12 protein-coding genes are annotated in these 16,648 nt (G+C 63.4%); 5 read left to right on the forward strand and 7 right to left on the reverse strand.

Annotation, left to right across the window (positions count from 1 at the left end):
• The first annotated feature begins 26 nt into the window (after positions 1 to 26).
• Positions 27 to 608 (forward strand): LysE family translocator, encoded by a 582-nt coding sequence (locus tag APH25_RS03240; protein WP_060481053.1) that lies wholly within the window; start codon positions 27 to 29, stop codon positions 606 to 608.
• On the opposite strand, the gene APH25_RS03245 is transcribed toward APH25_RS03240, so the two are convergent.
• The 3 genes from APH25_RS03245 to APH25_RS03255 form a co-directional block, all read right to left on the reverse strand.
• Entirely contained in the window at positions 601 to 1,389 is a 789-nt protein-coding gene (locus APH25_RS03245) for an AraC family transcriptional regulator (RefSeq protein WP_060481148.1), read from the reverse strand. The two genes, APH25_RS03240 and APH25_RS03245, sit on opposite strands and share 8 nt — an antisense overlap.
• 35 nt (positions 1,390 to 1,424) lie before the next feature.
• On the reverse strand, positions 1,425 to 2,552 hold the full coding sequence (locus APH25_RS03250) for a glycosyltransferase family 61 protein (RefSeq protein ID WP_060481054.1): 1,128 nt from the start codon (positions 2,550 to 2,552) through the stop codon (positions 1,425 to 1,427).
• A gap of 75 nt (positions 2,553 to 2,627) precedes the next feature.
• Positions 2,628 to 3,776 (reverse strand): hypothetical protein, encoded by a 1,149-nt coding sequence (locus APH25_RS03255; RefSeq protein WP_060481055.1) that lies wholly within the window; start codon positions 3,774 to 3,776, stop codon positions 2,628 to 2,630.
• 312 nt (positions 3,777 to 4,088) lie between these two features.
• Between APH25_RS03255 and APH25_RS03260 the strand changes: the two genes are divergently transcribed.
• The 3 genes from APH25_RS03260 (at position 4,089) to APH25_RS03270 (ending at position 10,914) form a co-directional block, all read left to right on the forward strand.
• Entirely contained in the window at positions 4,089 to 7,907 is a 3,819-nt protein-coding gene (locus tag APH25_RS03260) for a dermonecrotic toxin domain-containing protein (protein WP_060481056.1), read from the forward strand.
• Positions 7,908 to 8,054: 147 nt separating this feature from the next.
• Complete coding sequence (locus APH25_RS03265) at positions 8,055 to 9,674, forward strand: NADP-dependent glyceraldehyde-3-phosphate dehydrogenase (RefSeq protein WP_060481057.1); 1,620 nt, start codon at positions 8,055 to 8,057, stop codon at positions 9,672 to 9,674.
• Positions 9,675 to 9,732: 58 nt separating this feature from the next.
• Positions 9,733 to 10,914, forward strand: coding sequence for a hypothetical protein (locus tag APH25_RS03270; protein ID WP_060481058.1), 1,182 nt, complete (start codon positions 9,733 to 9,735; stop codon positions 10,912 to 10,914).
• A 33-nt stretch (positions 10,915 to 10,947) separates the two neighbouring features.
• On the opposite strand, the gene ilvA is transcribed toward APH25_RS03270, so the two are convergent.
• From ilvA to APH25_RS03290, 4 genes are all read right to left on the reverse strand, one after another.
• Positions 10,948 to 12,510 (reverse strand): threonine ammonia-lyase, biosynthetic, encoded by a 1,563-nt coding sequence (gene ilvA / locus APH25_RS03275; protein WP_060481059.1) that lies wholly within the window; start codon positions 12,508 to 12,510, stop codon positions 10,948 to 10,950.
• Between the two features lie 181 nt (positions 12,511 to 12,691).
• Positions 12,692 to 13,123, reverse strand: coding sequence for a PACE efflux transporter (locus tag APH25_RS03280; RefSeq protein ID WP_060481060.1), 432 nt, complete (start codon positions 13,121 to 13,123; stop codon positions 12,692 to 12,694).
• Positions 13,124 to 13,197: 74 nt separating this feature from the next.
• Positions 13,198 to 14,493 carry an ATP-binding protein gene (locus APH25_RS03285; RefSeq protein WP_060481061.1) on the reverse strand — a complete coding sequence of 432 codons (1,296 nt, stop codon included), beginning with the start codon at positions 14,491 to 14,493 and terminating at the stop codon, positions 13,198 to 13,200.
• A gap of 6 nt (positions 14,494 to 14,499) precedes the next feature.
• The gene (locus APH25_RS03290; protein WP_060481062.1) at positions 14,500 to 15,201 is read right to left on the reverse strand and encodes a response regulator transcription factor; all 702 of its coding nucleotides are present in this window, start codon (positions 15,199 to 15,201) and stop codon (positions 14,500 to 14,502) included.
• A gap of 260 nt (positions 15,202 to 15,461) precedes the next feature.
• Between APH25_RS03290 and APH25_RS03295 the strand changes: the two genes are divergently transcribed.
• Positions 15,462 to 16,637 carry an efflux RND transporter periplasmic adaptor subunit gene (locus APH25_RS03295; protein ID WP_060481063.1) on the forward strand — a complete coding sequence of 392 codons (1,176 nt, stop codon included), beginning with the start codon at positions 15,462 to 15,464 and terminating at the stop codon, positions 16,635 to 16,637.
• Positions 16,638 to 16,648 lie beyond the last annotated feature (11 nt).

Here is a 16,648-nt window from a genome sequence, read left to right on the forward strand (position 1 = left end):
AGCATTCAACCACAGGGATAGCATTCATGAGCGTTGCAGTTTCGATGGCCGCCTTTGCGCTGGCCGCTTCTATTTCACCGGGCCCCGTCAATCTCGTGGCCCTGGGCAGCGGCGCCCGCCATGGGCTCCGAGCCAGCCTCGGGCATGTCACCGGCGCCACCCTTGGGTTTTGCCTATTGCTGGTATTGGTAGGCTGCGGGGTCCACCAGCTACTGACCCGTTTGCCGGCTGCAGCCGGGTTGCTCCATGCAGGCGGTGTGGTGTTTCTGCTGTACCTGGCGTGGAAACTGGCCATGGACGATGGAAAACTGGGGGATGACCACATCGGGCGGCCACCTTCGGCCTGGCACGGGGCAGCGATGCAGTGGCTCAACCCCAAGGCCTGGCTGGCGGCGGTCGCTGGCGTAGGCGCCTACACTGGCGGCGAACAACAATTGCTGTGGCTCTTCACCTGGATTTACGGGCCTATCTGTTTCGTTTCAGTGGCCGCGTGGGCCTGGGCTGGCAGCCTTATTCGCCAGCGGCTTGAAACGCCAGGCCATCTGCGCGTGCTCAACCGCACCTTGGCGGCATTGCTGGTGGTCAGTGCGCTCTACCTGCTCAGGTAGCTACAGCGCCCTTTTGATAATGCCCCGGTGTGGCAGCCAAGTGCTGTTTGAAGGCACGCTGCAGGTGCGCCTGGTCGGCAAAGCCAGCCGCGTGGGCCGCCTCGGCGATTGCCCAACCCTCGCGCAGGTACGACCGCGCCAGTTGCACGCGCTGGTCCAGCAGGTAGCCATGCGGCGTCAGACCAAAGCGCTGGCGGAACGCGCGGATCAGGTGCGCCCGCGACAAGCCGCAAGCTGCGCCAATGTCGGCAAGGCTTAGAAGATCTCCACGGTGCGCCCGGATGAATGCCGCTGCCAGTTCCAAACGGGGGTGCGCCTTGCTGGCTTGGGGAGCGGCTGCGCCGAGAAAGCCGGGTAATGCTGCAAAGAACGTAGCGAGGCGACGCTCACGGTCAGTGATCATTGGGTCGAACAGTTCTGCAAATACTTCCATCAACCTTTGGTACAGAGCAGGCGAATAGCTCAAAGCCTGGGCCGGCAAATGGAACCCGCAGCGCTCAAGCCAGGACATGTCGAGGTACATCATCAGATAGGACCAACCCTGCCCGGCGACAGGGTTGCAGGTATGCACCACGCCGGGGTTTATCAAGACGGTAGTGCCCGCCTGAACATCCCAACGATCATCACCGCTCACATAAGTACTGCGACCTCCAGTGATCACGCCGAGCGAAAAACTCTCGTGGGAATGGGCTGCATGGCAGATCTGGCGCCCGTCACCTACCACACGAGCTTCCACGAACGGCAATCGTGAATCTCGCCAGAACCTCGATACCTCAATCATCTCTGCCCCGACCAGTGCCAAACGCTGCCGCGATACTACACCCTGCGCGCCTGATACAGGTCGAGCGTGCGCTCGACTTCATCGATGTCGATGGTGAACCCGTCTCCATCAGGTGTACCCACTACAAAACTAAAATACTGATGATCACGGTCGGTCAGGTACTTGTAGTAGCTGACAAAACGGTTCGGCGGCTGCAAGGCCAGCACGCAACCGCCGGCCTGCAATACATTCACGCCGTGAACCAACTGGCTGCCTTCCACGCCGATGACCACTTGCGCACCTGCGCACGCGGCGACGATACCCGGCACGTCGCATTGCAGCGGGTTGACGATACGGAAACCGCGAGTGGCGCGCAGGTGCTCGGCGATTTCCAGTTCGTTGCGCAACATCCGCCGTTCGCCATCACCCCCCCTGAGCAGAAAAACCCCAGGGTGTGGCGTGTGCGGCACGTGGGCGAGCAGTTTGTCGCCCATGGCGCGGTAACGGGCGTGGCGGTTGTGGTTGTTGCTCTGGTCGTCGAACAGCACCAGTTCGCGGAAAAACGCGCTGCGCAAGCGGGCAGGCTGCATGCCCAGCCAGTGTTCGTACGCCAACGTCTGGGTGAACAGGGGGTAGCGGGTGGACGGCGCGGTGGTCACCGGTACGCCTTCATCGCAGGCCAGGGCATAGGTGGGGCAATCCTCCATCAACCAGGTGCCGAACCAGGTGTTGCCATTTTGCGTGCAGTAGATGGCTGCCCGGTCCAGTTCATGCTCTACCCTGATAGTGGGAAACGTCGAGGGCTTGAGTGACAGCCAGTGGCTGGCCCGGCCTTTGTACAACGCCCCGTCCACCAGCCAGACATCTTTCAACAAATAGCCACGGGTCGGCCCCTGCTCTGTTTCAATGCCGCCCTGCATGGTCTTGGCCGGGTGCACATAGGGGTAGAAACGCTTGCCTTCCCAGCCGGTCACCCGTTCAAGCTGGCCGGGCAAAAACAGCGCCGGTGGCGACACGGTTGTTTCAGCCGGTGCGATGTCCCAGCGTTTCGCGGCAACCGCCTTGATATCCAGGGGCTGCGCTTGGCTCAACCGTTTGCGCGCCATGTACCGGTAGGCAGCCAGAGTCCAACCAGCATGCCGGGTTACCGGCACTGCATCGTGCTGCGAGAGGTCGCTTGCCATGAAGCATCTCCGAAGCGGAACAGTTCAGGAACCGCCGCAGCACCCAGATTCATTGTGCTGCCTAGTGGCGTGAGTTCAATTACACAGCACCCTTTGCATCTCAGGGCTGCTTTGCAGATTGGCATAACGGTTCTGCAGGGCCTGCTCCAGGCCCTGTACCGCTTCTTCGCGGCCATACAGGTAAATCTTGTGCAGGCCGCCGAACACCATCTCGTGGTAGCGGCTGGCAACCTGCTCGGCGCTGGCGCCCGTGGGCAGGCCCAGGTGCAGGGTCAACTTGTTCCCCTCCACCGCGAACAGGGGCGTTTCCCACAGGAAGTCTGCGGTACCCTTTTTGGGCAGACGTACAAACAGGTAGGCATGGTTGCCCAACGAATCGATATCACCGCCACGACGGCGCTTCCACTTCAACAACCCGTCGTCTGGTCGCGCGAGGCACAGGCCGATGTCGTAATAATCGAAGCCCTGGGCCAACGCCCATTCAAGGGCCATGAAGGTGGTGATCGAGTTCACTTCGCGCAACCGCTTGGCGTCGGAGAAAACCGCTTCGCAATAGCCGAACCGCAGCGTACTCCAATACCGTTTGCCGTCGCGCACCACTTCGCACCCCAGGTGGCAGCCAATGACCTCGTCACCCAAGGTGATCAGGTCGAGCCTGCCGACCGTCTTGGCGATCCGGAACACCTCTTCGGTGGGAAACTGCGCCGCATGAATGCCCTGCCGCGCCGTAGCGTACGGCCGCAACAGCTCGCGGTCCGCCATGGCGATTTCCTCATCCGTTGTAGCCTGGCGCATTGCATACAGCGGGCGATGTTTGCGAATGCTGCGCCGCAGTTCGCTGTCGTAGCGCGCGGTAATATCTTCCAGCGCCCGCCCGAGTGGCACCACTGCGCTGAGGTAATGCGGCACTGACAGGGCACCCGCTGTCGGCATTTCGCTGACCACCACCACCTGCCCGGCATCGCGCTGGGAGTTGCCATCCACGGCTTGCGCCACGTGGCCTTTGCCGCCTATCAACAGCTTGGCCATCTCACGTTGCTGCTTGCGCCCAATGTAGAGAATTTCGTAGGGGCTGGCAGGCTGCAGGCGGAACCGGCTCATCTCCCAGCGCCAGAAACAGGCGCGTGCCACTACCTCGCCAGCTTTACTGGCCCACAGCCGCAAGTCGTAGCGCAGGGAGGGTGATAAATGGCGACGCGCTACAGCCGTCAACGTCTTTTTCATTTCTTCTTCGAGGTCCTGTGGGGTGCCCTGCGGCCTATCGGAAAAAGAGAACAATCCGCTTTAAACATCTAAACCATTGATGAATAAAGCGGTAATGGCTATTTATCATCACCTGTAGAAACAATTTAAGATGCGGATAAACACTTTGGCAAGCAAAGTTGCTGCCGCAGCCCAAGAAGTTTAATGGCGCCAAATTTCCTGCCCAACGACCGCGTTATATCGGCTATTGGCTATAGGCCCGGCAATACCCGATTACCACTTGGTGGCCAATAAATACCGTTTGATGCCTCCTTCTCATGAAGGAGCTAACCCATGTCTTTATCTCACATCCAAGGCGAACGGCAGTTACCGGCCTGGACCCAGCACACTACCCCCGACCAGTGGGCTGCCTTGCACAAAAGCCAACTGGCCCCCTGGCAACACAGCGACTGGTTCAACAATGCCAGCCCGGACCTGCGTGAGGTGGTGAACGCCAGCCATCGGCGGTTGCTGATGGCCCAGGCAGCATTGGCCCGGTCACTTCGGGGCGTCAAGCAGGTGGTGGAATTCGCACAGCCTGCCCTGCAGACCTACCTTGCCCGCCAAGGGCTGCAAGCACCGCTCGAGCACTGTGAGCTGCTACGGGTGGAACGCCGCTGGCACTGGGTGGGCCTGCGTTACCTGTTCAGCCACCGGCGCGACGGCCTGCTGCAGGCAGCACTGCAGAACTTTGCCGATGACGAAACCTTCACACCGCCAAGCGCCCTGGCCCTGAGCGCCGACATCCAGGTCACCCCCATTCGCGTGCGAGGCTCGGCGATCATCGGCATGCAGACGCCTGCCGCCCACTTCATGCTGGACTCCGAGCGCTACCAGGTACAGCCCCTGCCCCTTGCCCCGGAAACCTTCGCCGCCCATTGCCGTGAACAGGACCTGGGGGGTGCCTATCAGGCACACCTGCAGCACTCCTTCGGCCAGCCCCAGGTCAGGGCATTAATGACCGAGATGTTCAGAGCACGCCTGCGCCTGGCGGCCGGCCTGGCCCATATGCGACATCTGCTGACCGGCGATAGTGTCGATACCGTGAACCGGCTGCTGGCGGGTGGGCCGGTACAATGCTGGCAGCTGGCGCTGTTCGGGGTCACGCTGCACGAGGTGATGTTGATCGACTTGGGGCGCGACGGGTTGGGCCTGTTCCTGCCCAACCACACCCCTGCCCTACGCCAGTGCAATGACCTGCAGGCCGTGCACGAAGCACTGGCAACGCTGCTGCTGGAGCCTGATGCGCGCAGCGCTTTCACCGCCTATGTGGTGCGCGATGCCCGCGGGCGTTTTCTTGACGTGCTACAACAGAACCTCGACGCCACTGGCGTAAGCACCCAGAACGCGACGTGGCAGCGTGCTGCCGATGCCGACCTGCGGCCGACTCGCCAGCGCATCCAAACCGAGCCATTCGGCTTCGGCTATGACCAACAGCTGGCGCGTATAAAGCATGAAGCCAGGCTGCTGGCCGTGCCCACTGCAGATGCCGATGCCAGCGCTCGGGCGCGGCGCTTGCAGGAGTGGGAAGCCATTGGCCTGGACCTGCTCAACGTTGCTGGCTTTTTCATACCGGTGGTGGGCACCGCCATGATGGCCGTAACGGCTTGCCAACTGCTGGGCGAGGCGTTCGAGGGGTATGAAGCCTGGGCAGCTGGCGACCGTCACCAGGCACTCCAGCACCTGGAGAACCTCGGCGTGAACCTGGCATTGCTGGGTGGGTTGGGGGCGGCAGGTCACGCCTTGCCAAAGCTGTTCAACGGGCCACTGATGGCCAACCTCCAGGAAATACGCACTGCCGACGGCACTTACAAACTGTGGAACCAGGATCTGGCACCCTATCGCAGCCCCGTCGAGCTGCCCACTGGCTTGCAGGCCAACCCTCAGGGCCAGTACCTGCATGAGGGGCGCTACTTCTTCCGTATGGACGGGCACCTCTACGAACAGCAGCTGGATCCGCAGACCCAGCAATGGCGCATCATCCACCCCGAAACGCCTGAGGCCTGGCAGCCCCCGCTTGAACACAATCGTCAAGGCGCCTGGCGGGGTCAGCACGAACAACCCGGCGACTGGTCCTTGACCACGCTGGTGCACAGGCTCGGCGAGCCGCTCACAGGGTTGACTGCCGAACAGGTTGAGCAAGCCTGCAACCTGTGCGGTGTCGATGCCGAGCACCTGCGCCGGGTACACCTTCTGGGCCAGCCGGCGCCCGCGCTGCTGCTGGATGTGCTGCAGCGCATGCAGATCGAAGGCGAAGTACAGGCCTTGGGCGCCGATGCCCCACCTGGGCTGTTTGACCAACGCTACAACGGCTTGCCGGCAAATGACGTAGCCTGCGAACCGTTGCTGGCAGCTTACCCCAGGCTTTCTCCGGCCTTGGCCAGGCGCCTGCTGAAACCCTTGGAGCCGGCTGAGCGGGCGGCCTGGGAGCAGGACCAGACGCTCCCGGCGGCGATTCGGCAGCAGGTTGCAGACGTGCACAGTGAGCTACCGCTGGTGCGGGGCCTGGAGGGCGTGCTGTTGCCCGCGCGGGCCAGCGCGGACAGCGAACGGCTGTTGTTCAGCGCACTGGATGCCCTGCCCGCGTGGCCGGCTGACCTGCGCCTGGAGCTGCGCGCCGGGGGGCCGCAGGGCCCTGTGCTGGACGCCGTCGGCAGCGGCCACGCCACCACCCTGGCTCGGGTAATCAAATCCACCGAAGGCTATGAGGCCTACCTGGGCGAGCGCCCGGCCCCCATGCCGCAGGGCCTTGACCTCTGCCGAGCGATCGAACAGGCCCTGCCGCGCTCGCTGCACACCCGCTTGGGCATCAAGCAAGGCAACCCCCATGCATTGCGCCAGACGGTACTGGCCTGGGCCCGCGAGCACCGCGCAGACCTGCTGCGACGGCTGGGCGGGGTGCCCCGGCAACCCGCCGTGCCTCAGGGGTGGTTGCGCGGTGGGCGCCCCCTCGACCCGCTGCCGCCGGCCCCCCGACAAACCCACTCACTGGCGGCGGCCTTCCGGCGAATCTACCCCGAGGCCACCGATGCCGAGATCGCCGATTGGTTGAGCGAAGACCAGGAAGAAGACGACCTCGACGATATACGCTCTACCAGCGAGCGCTTGCGTGCGCTGCAGGAGCAGCTGGTGGCCCTGCGTACCGAGCTGGCCGAATGGGCACGCCCCAACCCCCTTCGCCCCCATCAACGGCACCTGGCGATCCAGCCGCTCATCAACGCCTGGCGACGCATGACACGCCTGCCGCTCGAGGGCGGGGGCCGGCTATTGAGCCTCGACCTATCAAAGCTGGACCTCCAGCACGATGACCTGGCAAGCATGCCGCTGGGCGAAGGCTTCGCGCATATCGAGCACCTGTCGTTAAGCGGCAACCGCTCCCTCAAGCACCTGCCCACTGTGTTCTGCCAGCACTTCCCCAACCTCACGCGGCTGCTGCTCACAGACTGCCGGTTCGACCATCTCCCCCTGGTAACGCACCCCGAAGCGTTGCGCTGGCTGGACCTGGACAGCAATCGGGTAACCTGGGACGACTTATGCCAGCAGACCTTCCAGCGCTACACCGGCTTGACCGTGCTCGACCTCACCGACAACCCACTGCTGCGCGCACCCGATCTGCGCCTGCACCCGGAGCTCAAGACACTGTTCCTTTCAGGGTGTGCGCTGACTGACCTGCCTCGCGGCCTAGAACAGATGATCGAACCCTTCGTGCTGGACCTGTCGGACAACCAGTTGGCGCACTTACCTGAAGGTTTCGAACTGCCGACTCATATTGCCGATACCCTGCGCCTGGAGAGCGAGTGGTTGAGCGCCCCCGTGGTGGCGCAGATCGAGGCTTACAATGCGTCTCACCATGTCGACCTGATGGTCTGCGAAAGCGATTATCTGGACTTCTTCGACGGCACCGGCCCCGCCGAGTCGGCGGTGTGGCAACGTCTGCCGCTGCAATACCGCCGCGACCTGCGGGCATTGCTCGACACCGAGCCGTTTCTTTCACACCCGCAGCAATCGCACGCCGAATTCTGGCGCAGACTTACCCTGATCGACACCCACCCTGCGCTGCGCGAGCAGTGGCTGGGCCGCCCCGCAATCGATCTGTTCAACCTGCCGCTGTAACACGCCGGCACTGCGGGGCGCTCGCCCCGCAGGCACAATGCTCGAAGTTGGGCCACACTGGTTTTTTTTCGCCAGCCAGCGCATGCTCGAACTGAATCGTTTCACCTGGCGTATGCAACGCCGTCACGAACATGAGGTGCAGCAACCATGGAACGTCTGCTCGATTCACTCTTCCCCCGCCTGGAGGCCATACCAGACGCTTGGCGGCTGGATGCCCCACTGGAACAACGGGACTACCTGGTCGGCGGTGAGCTGAGGCGCTGGGACGGGCCCTTGAACACCGTCTACAGCCCGGTGTGGCTCAAGGAAGGCAGCCAAGAGCGCCAGGTGGTGCTGGGCAGCGCCCCGCTGCTGGATGCCGATACCGCGCTTACCGCCCTGGACGCCGCCGTTGACGCCTACGACAAGGGTCGCGGCAAATGGCCGAACATGCGCGTGGCCGAGCGTATCCAGCATGTCGAAGCGTTCCTTGCGCGCATGCGCGAACAGCGCCAGGCCGTGGTCAAGTTGCTGATGTGGGAAATCGGCAAGAACCTCAAGGACTCCGAGAAGGAGTTCGACCGCACCTGCGACTACATCGTCGACACCATCAATGCCCTCAAGGACCTCGACCGCCGCTCCAGCCGCTTCGAACTGGAACAGGGCACGCTGGGCCAGATTCGCCGGGCACCGCTGGGCGTTGCGTTGTGCATGGGGCCTTACAACTACCCCTTGAACGAAACCTTCACCACGCTCATCCCGGCGCTGATCATGGGCAACACAGTAGTGTTCAAGCCAGCCAAGTTTGGCGTGCTGCTGATCCGCCCACTGCTGGAGGCGTTCCGCGACAGCTTCCCGCCAGGGGTGATCAACGTGATCTATGGCCGTGGCCGGGAAACGGTGAGTGCACTGATGGCCAGCGGCAAGATCGACGTGTTCGCGTTCATCGGCACCCACAAGGCGGCCAGCGACCTGAAGAAGCTGCACCCACGGCCCCATCGCCTGCGCGCGGCATTGGGGCTGGACGCCAAGAACCCCGGCATCGTGCTGCCTCAGGTCGACCTCGACAATGCGGTGGAAGAAGCCGTTACCGGTGCCCTGTCATTCAACGGCCAGCGCTGCACCGCGCTGAAAATCCTGTTCGTGCATGAGGACGTGGCCGACGCGTTTCTGGATAAATTCAAGCGCAAGCTGGCCAACCTCAAGGCCGGCATGCCGTGGGAACCAGGCGTGGCGCTGACGCCGTTGCCTGAGCCGGGCAAGGTGGCGTATCTCAACGAACTGGTAGCCGATGCCACTGCGCACGGCGCCCAGGTGCTGAACGAGCACGGCGGGCGCAGCCGTGGGTCATTCTTCTACCCGGCCCTGCTGTACCCGGTAAGCGCGGGCATGCGGGTGTATCACGAGGAGCAGTTCGGCCCTGTGGTGCCGGTGGTGCCCTACCGAGACCTGCAAACCGTCATCGACTATGTACTGGACTCCGACTACGGCCAGCAATTGAGCCTGTTTGGCAATGACCCGGCCACCATCGGCAGCCTGGTCGATACCTTCGCCAACCAGGTGGGCCGCATCAATATCAACGCACAGTGCCAGCGCGGCCCGGATACCTACCCGTTCAACGGACGCAAGAACAGCGCCGAAGGTACGCTTTCGGTACACGACGCACTGCGTGTGTTCTCGATTCGAACCCTGGTGGCCACCCGTTTCCAGGACGCCAACAAGGCGCTGATCAGCGAAATCATCCGCAACCGGCAGTCCAGCTTCCTGACCACCGATTACATCTTCTGACGGTTGAAAGCAGCAGCGCTTTGCTTGAAGCTTGAGGTTCTGAGCAAGGAGCTGCTGCATGCGCATCATTGACAAAACCGCCACCCAGGTGCGTAGCCTGACGCCTGCTGAAGAAGCGCTGCTGGAGGGGTTTGCCAACGGTAGCCTTACCGGGCCTCGGCTGCTGCAAGCCAACCAGTTGTTGATGCATGTGCGTAACGCCAACCACTGGCTGGCCTGCGACTGCCGCAGCGATGCGCTGCCGGTGCTCAACGTCACACTCAATGGCCACACCGGCACGCTGTTTCTCAAGAACAACCCCGGCACTGCCGAGCACGCCCCGGGGTGCCCGTTCACCAAGGACGAACAAGAGGCGGCCGAGCGCGACAGCGCCCCTGTGCAGCCGGCAGCCTGGCTGGCACCGGATACCCCACTGCGCCTGATCGGCGACTTTCGCCCAGCGTCTGCAGGCAGCGGCAGCGAGAGCGCGGACCGCCGTGAGCAACAGCGGCTGCTGTCCCTGCTGCTGACCTGGATCGAAACCAGCGGCCTGAACCTGTATGCCACCCACCTCAAGCAGGACCTCACAGGGCAATTCGCCCAGTTGCGCAACGTGGCAAGCCGCTATCCGTTGCTTGAGCGGGTACCGGCCAGCAACTACCTGGAAACCCGCCTGGACATGAAGCACATGATGATGCTCAAGGCGCGGCTGCGAGAGGCCACGGTGTTCGGCAACCACCGGCGGCACGGCCTGCTGCTCGACTGCATCGATCAGATCAAGGGCCGCAAGCTGTTCAGCAACGGCAGCGTAGAAGGCGTCGATTTCCAAGGTCACCACCTGTACTGGGGCGGGCAACGCACCAGTGGCCCACTGTTGGCCCTGGTGCTGTATTCGCCAGCCACCCCCGGCAGCCAGTTCTACGAGCTGATCCACGTGGCAAGCGTGCCTGTGCTGTCGCGCAGGCATCTGTTCCCCGTATACCGCGACGAGGAGCGTGAACCGCTCAAGGCCCTGGTGGCATTGGTGGACTGGATGGCCGGCAAGGGCGTGAAGGTGCAGATGCGCCGGCCGGTTATCGGCGGCCAGGTCATGGATGAACTGGTGATGACCTCGGACCAGGACCGTGTGCTCTCGGTTTCATTGCTGGAAAAGCCCATGGGCCCCGAGCCGGACGCCGACAACTTCAAGCGCTATGCCGACTTCAAGAGCCCCGAAACCTTCCGCAAGTTTGTCGCCGGTTTTTTCATGCGCGAGCGCTGAGCCCGCCACCCCGGCGCTGGCTTCGCCCTTACATCAGCCTAGAAACAGCCTGTAGGCCGGGTTGTCGGTTTCGTCCCAGTACTGGTAGCCCATTTCCGCCAGCGCCGAACGCCAGTCACCGCGCTCCTCTTCCGGGATTTCAAGTGCCGCAAATACGCGGGCGTGGGCGGCACCGTGGTTACGGTAATGGAACAGGCTGATGTTCCAACGCTTGCCCAATCGTTCCAGAAACGCCAGCAGTGCCCCGGGGCGCTCCGGGAACTCGAAGCGCAGCACACGCTCTTGGGCGCCTGGCGCGGCATGGCCGCCCACGGTGTGGCGAACATGCAGCTTGGCCAGTTCGTTGTCGGTCAGGTCCAGCACGTCATAACCCTGCCCGCGCAGGCTGTCCAGCAGGTGCTGCCGGGGGTCGTGCTGCGGGTGGGTCTGCACCCCCACGAACAACCGCGCCGGCTTGCCCGGGTTGCAGCGGTAGTTGAATTCGGTGATCTGGCGCTTGCCCAGGGCCTGGCAGAAGCTACGGAAACTGCCAGGTTGCTCCGGTATGGTGACGGCGATGATCGCTTCACGCTGCTCACCCAGCTCGGCACGCTCGGCCACGTGGCGCAAGCGGTCGAAATTGACGTTGGCCCCGGAGTCAATGGCCACCAACGTCTGGCCCTGGGTACCTTCACGGGCCACATACTGCTTGATACCTGCCACGGCCAGTGCGCCGGAGGGTTCTGTGATGGAGCGGGTATCGTCGTAGATATCCTTGATGGCAGCACACAGCGCATCGTTGCCGACCGTCAGTACTTCATCGACAAAATGCCGGCACAGCTCGAAGCAGTGGGCGCCCACCTGGGCAACGGCCACGCCATCGGCAAACGCCCCCACCTGTGGCAGCACCACCCGCTCCCCGGCCTGCAGCGCCGCCTGCAGGCAGTTCGAGTCCTGCGGTTCTACACCAATCACCTTCACATCCGGCCGCAGGTATTTCACATAGGCTGCGATGCCAGCGATGAGGCCACCGCCGCCCACCGGCACGAAGATGGCGTGCAACGGGCCTTGGCACTGGCGCAGTATCTCCATGCCCACGGTGCCCTGCCCTGCGATCACATCGGGGTCGTCGAACGGCGGCACGAAGGTGGCGCCGCCGCGGTCCGCCAGGATCAATGCATGGGCCAATGCGTGGGGGAAACTCTCACCGTGCAACACCACGTGCCCACCGCGTGAGCGTACCCCCTCCACCTTGAGCGACGGCGTGGTGGTCGGCATGACGATGGTCGCCGTCATGCCAAGGTGTGAGGCAGCCAGTGCCACACCTTGGGCGTGGTTGCCGGCCGAGGCCGTGATCACACCGCGCGCTCGCTGGGCTGCACTTAGCCGCGCCAGGCGCGTGTAGGCGCCGCGGATCTTGAATGAGAAGGTCGGTTGCAGGTCCTCGCGCTTGAGCAGCACCCGGTTACCAAGCCTGGCAGACAAGGCCGGCGCAGTCTGCAACGGTGTCTCGATGGCCAGGTCATACACCGGCGCGGCGAGAATGCGCCTGACCTGCTCCGACAGCAATTGCTGGGGTGTGGGGGTGAGACGAGGGCTGACGCAGAGGCTGGTCATCGGTAACTCCTTGGCGGTTGTTCAGGGTGCCCAGGAGTCAGATGGAAAGAACCCGCCTCCAGGGCGGGTTTCGTGCACGTTCGCGCTAGCCCGCCAAGCTGATAATGGCGGTAATAATGCTGGCGAAGGCGTGCGGGAGGGTGTGCATGGGCAGGACGTTATCCTGCGCCACGGTCGCACGTCAACACTTGGCCTGCTGGGCCGACAGCGGCACGTCGAATACCTTGTCGAACCCCCACTGGAAGACGAACGCGTATACGAAGAAGAACACGAACAACGCCAGGTTGGTCAGCAGCGCTGCCCAGAGGCTCACCTGCAGCCAGTAAGCCACCACCGGCAGCAGAAGGACGACCAGCCCGCCTTCGAAGCCTAACGCATGCAACAGCCGACGCAGCAAGGTGCGCTCGCGCGCTGGCTGACGGGCCTCCCAATGTTCGAATGCCCAGTTGTAGGCCATGTTCCAGCTCATGGCGATGCCAGACATCAACACCGACAGCACGGCCGATTGTGCCATGCCTGCACCGAACGCCAGTTCCAGCGCGGGCGCTACACACACCACGGCGATGGCCTCGTAGAGCACGACCTGGACGATCTTGCGTGCCTTGCCTTGCATGTTCAGCTCCCGGATGGACAGCCTGTAACGCTACAAGAAGTGCACGGTGATAAGAAGCGCTGCAGCAGGGTTTTTCAACTGGCGGGCAGCCGTATGGTAAACCGGGCCCCACCCAGGGCAGATTGCGCGACCGTCAGCGTTCCCCCCTGTCCCTCGATGGCCCGGCGGCTGATCGCCAACCCAAGGCCAAACCCGCCAGTGCTGCGGTCACGGCTGCGGTCCAGGCGGTAGAACGGCTGGAAGATCCGCTCGCGCTCCTCCACCGGAATACCGATGCCGTCGTCCTCCACGGTTAACAGGCACGCCCCCTCTTCCAGGCTCAAGCGCAGCAGCAGGCGCTTGTCGCAGTAGCGCATGGCATTGCGCACCAGGTTTTGCACCGCACGCGCAGTAAGCCGTGGGTCGAGCACAAAACGCGGCATGTCATTGCCGGCGAGCACTTCCCACTGGATGCCCCGGCCATCGAGCTCTTCGGCAAAACTGCCAAGCACGCTGTCCACCAGTTCCAGCAGCGATAGTTCCACCCGTTCGCGCGCCTGGTCGGTATTGTACAAACGGCTGTAGGACAGCAGCTCCAGTACCAGTTCGTCCAGCTCCCGCACATGGCCCACCAGTTCGAGCAGGCGCTTGCGGCTGGCCGCCGGCACCTCATCGAACAGCAACACCAGGCCGAAATCCAGGCGCGTCAAGGGCGTGCGCAGTTCGTGTGAAACGGCGTTGAGCAGTTCCCGTTGCTGATTCACGTGGCGTTCCAGGTCGCCGGCCATGGTGTCGAACACCCCGGCCAACTCACCGATGTTGGAATGTGCAGAAATATGCGTGCGCTCCGACATCTTGCCCTGCCCCAGGCGCCGGGCGGTTTCCTTGAGGCGTTCAAGGTCGCGCCAGTGCGGCCACACCCACAGCAGCAGGCAACCCAGCATGGCAGCGCCGATCAGTACCGTGACACCCCAGGACAGCACGTTGATGTCCAGAGGGTCTGGCGGCGAATGCAAACGCACCAGCCAGTCCTTGTCCAGGGGCGCCAGTACCGTTTGGTAATAACCCCAGTCTGCCAACCGCACGGCGTACAGGCCCTCCTCCAGGCGCGAACGCTCTGCCGGCCGCAACCCGGCATCGCTCATGCGCAGCAGTTGCACCTGCAACGGCGCAAAATCCTCGGCCAGAGCCTGCTCCACCGCCGGCCACTGCGCCTTGGGCACCTGGTGGAACTGGCGCACGATCAGCGACTGCACGCCTTTGGTCTGCCCCAGGTTGTAGGCCATGAAGCGATCCTGGAACAGCCCGACGATGGTGTCGGGTATGAACAGCAAGGCGCCGGCGTACGCCACGATGATGACCAGGTACAGGCGCACCAGAATTTTCAGCATGGGCGCTCAGCACTCCCACTCGACACGGCTGAACAGGTAGCCTTTGCCCCACACGGTCTTGATCTTGCGGGCTTCCCCGGCATTGTCATCGAACTTGCGCCGCAACTTGGAGATGGCCACGTCGACCGAGCGGTCGGTGCCGTTGAACTCGATGCCACGCAACTGCTGCAGAATGCGGTCGCGGTTCAGCACAACACCGGCGTTGCGCGCCAGTACCACCAGCAGGTTGTATTCCCCGCTGGACAGCTCCACCGCCTCACCGCGCCACGTCACCGTACGCTCGGCCAGGTCGATGCACAGGCCGCCGACAACGATCAGGTCCTGGTCCAGACGGGGTTCGTTGATGCTGCTGCGGCGCAGCAGGGTGCGCACGCGCGCCAGCAGCACACGTGGCTCGCACGGCTTGTTCACATAGTCGTCGGCGCCCATCTCCAACCCCAGCACCTGGTCATGGCTGTCGTCACGGGCGGTGAGCATCAGAATCGGCAGGTTACGGGACTGCTGACGCAACAGGCGGCACACCTGCAGCCCGTCGATACCCGGCAGCATCAGGTCGAGGATGACCAAGTCAGGTTTGTGCCGACGGTACTCGTCGAGCACATGGTCGCCGCGGGCAATCACCTGTACCTGGAATTCATTGCGTTGCAGGTAGCTGGCGATCAGCTCGGACAGGGCACTGTCGTCTTCGACCAGGAAAATATTCGGCATAGGCGCTTGGGTTCTGGGTTGGAATGGAACTGTGCCGGCCTCTTCGCGGGTAAACCCGCTCACACAGAGGCCGCAGGCAATGGGTGACTGTGAGGCCGGGTCTACCCGCGACCAAACCGGCACAAGCCTACGCAGAATATAGAACCCACCCCGCCTACAGGATCATTCTTCACACTTTTTCACACCTGCCCTACAGCTGTTCACAGCAATTCGCTGAGCGACTGCCGTAGCATAGTGTGGATCATCAGCGGAAGACCCGTATGCCCAACACATCATCCCCCTGCCTGCGCCGCCTGGCGCTTCTGGCGTTACTGGGCCTTGGCCTGAGCGGCTGTAGCGAAGGTGACAACCAGGACCAACAGCCCCCTGCCCCCCAAGTGCGGGTAGAAACCCTGCAACTGCAGCCACTGGCCGTTACCACTGAGCTCAGCGGCCGCATTCTGGCACCGCGCACAGCGGAGGTTCGCGCCCGGGTGGCTGGCGTGGTGCTCAAGCGCGTCTACCGTGAAGGCAGCGATGTGAAACAGGGGGATGTGCTGTTTCTGATCGATCCGGCCCCGTTCAAGGCAGACTTCGACAGCGCCAAGGCGGCCCTGGCCAAGGCCGAGGCCACGTTGTATCAAGCCCGTCTGCAGGAGCAGCGCTACCGCGAACTGGTCAGCGACAAGGCGGTCAGCCGCCAGGAATACGACAATGCCAAAGCCAGCTTCCTGCAAGCCGACGGCGCGGTGGCCGAGGCCAAGGCCGCCCTGCAACGGGCACGCCTGAACCTCGGCTACGCCACGGTCACGGCGCCGATCGCCGGCCGTATTGGCCGGGCTCAGGTAACCGAAGGCGCGCTGGTTGGGCAGAACGAAGCCACGCCGCTGGCGACCATTCAGCAACTGGACCCCATCCACGCCGATGTTACCCAGTCGACCCGCGAAATCAGCGCACTGCGCAAGGCCCTGCGCGCTGGCCAGGTGCAGCAGGTCGGCGATGGCCAGGCCAGCGTCACCCTGATCCAGGACGACGGCAGTGCCTATCCACTACCCGGCAAGCTGCTGTTCTCCGACATCAGCGTCGACCCCAGTACCAATCAGATCACCCTGCGCAGCGAATTCCCCAACCCCAACCTGGACCTGTTGCCTGGCAGCTATGTGCGCGTGCGCCTGGCGCAGGCGGTGCAACCCCAGGGCATCAGCGTGCCCCAACGCGCCATCCAACGCGACAGCGCCGGCGTGCCGAAGGTCATGGTGGTGGACCCGCAGTCTCGCGTCAGCGACCGCCAGGTAGTGCTGGGCAGCGCCCAGGGCGACCGTTGGGTGGTCTCCGAGGGCCTGGCTGCCGGTGAGCAGGTAGTGGTTGAGGGCCTGCAGCACATCAAGGCTGGGGACCAGGTGCAGGTTGATACTGCCACCCAGGCCAAGCCCGTCGCACAGCACCCCGGCCAGTGAGGGCCTGACCC

Origin of the sequence: Pseudomonas sp. NBRC 111119, from assembly GCF_001320125.1 — a bacterium.
In the GTDB taxonomy this organism is placed as follows: domain Bacteria; phylum Pseudomonadota; class Gammaproteobacteria; order Pseudomonadales; family Pseudomonadaceae; genus Aquipseudomonas; species Aquipseudomonas parafulva.

What these genes read in the sequence shown, in the direction of transcription:
- APH25_RS03240 (WP_060481053.1), top strand. Translation starts at nt 27, where the DNA reads ATGAGCGTTGCAGTTTCGATGGCCGCCTTTGCGCTGGCCGCTTCTATT.
- APH25_RS03245 (WP_060481148.1), bottom strand. Translation starts at nt 1,389, where the DNA reads ATGATTGAGGTATCGAGGTTCTGGCGAGATTCACGATTGCCGTTCGTG.
- APH25_RS03250 (WP_060481054.1), bottom strand. Translation starts at nt 2,552, where the DNA reads ATGGCAAGCGACCTCTCGCAGCACGATGCAGTGCCGGTAACCCGGCAT.
- APH25_RS03255 (WP_060481055.1), bottom strand. Translation starts at nt 3,776, where the DNA reads ATGAAAAAGACGTTGACGGCTGTAGCGCGTCGCCATTTATCACCCTCC.
- APH25_RS03260 (WP_060481056.1), top strand. Translation starts at nt 4,089, where the DNA reads ATGTCTTTATCTCACATCCAAGGCGAACGGCAGTTACCGGCCTGGACC.
- APH25_RS03265 (WP_060481057.1), top strand. Translation starts at nt 8,055, where the DNA reads ATGGAACGTCTGCTCGATTCACTCTTCCCCCGCCTGGAGGCCATACCA.
- APH25_RS03270 (WP_060481058.1), top strand. Translation starts at nt 9,733, where the DNA reads ATGCGCATCATTGACAAAACCGCCACCCAGGTGCGTAGCCTGACGCCT.
- ilvA (WP_060481059.1), bottom strand. Translation starts at nt 12,510, where the DNA reads ATGACCAGCCTCTGCGTCAGCCCTCGTCTCACCCCCACACCCCAGCAA.
- APH25_RS03280 (WP_060481060.1), bottom strand. Translation starts at nt 13,123, where the DNA reads ATGCAAGGCAAGGCACGCAAGATCGTCCAGGTCGTGCTCTACGAGGCC.
- APH25_RS03285 (WP_060481061.1), bottom strand. Translation starts at nt 14,493, where the DNA reads ATGCTGAAAATTCTGGTGCGCCTGTACCTGGTCATCATCGTGGCGTAC.
- APH25_RS03290 (WP_060481062.1), bottom strand. Translation starts at nt 15,201, where the DNA reads ATGCCGAATATTTTCCTGGTCGAAGACGACAGTGCCCTGTCCGAGCTG.
- APH25_RS03295 (WP_060481063.1), top strand. Translation starts at nt 15,462, where the DNA reads ATGCCCAACACATCATCCCCCTGCCTGCGCCGCCTGGCGCTTCTGGCG.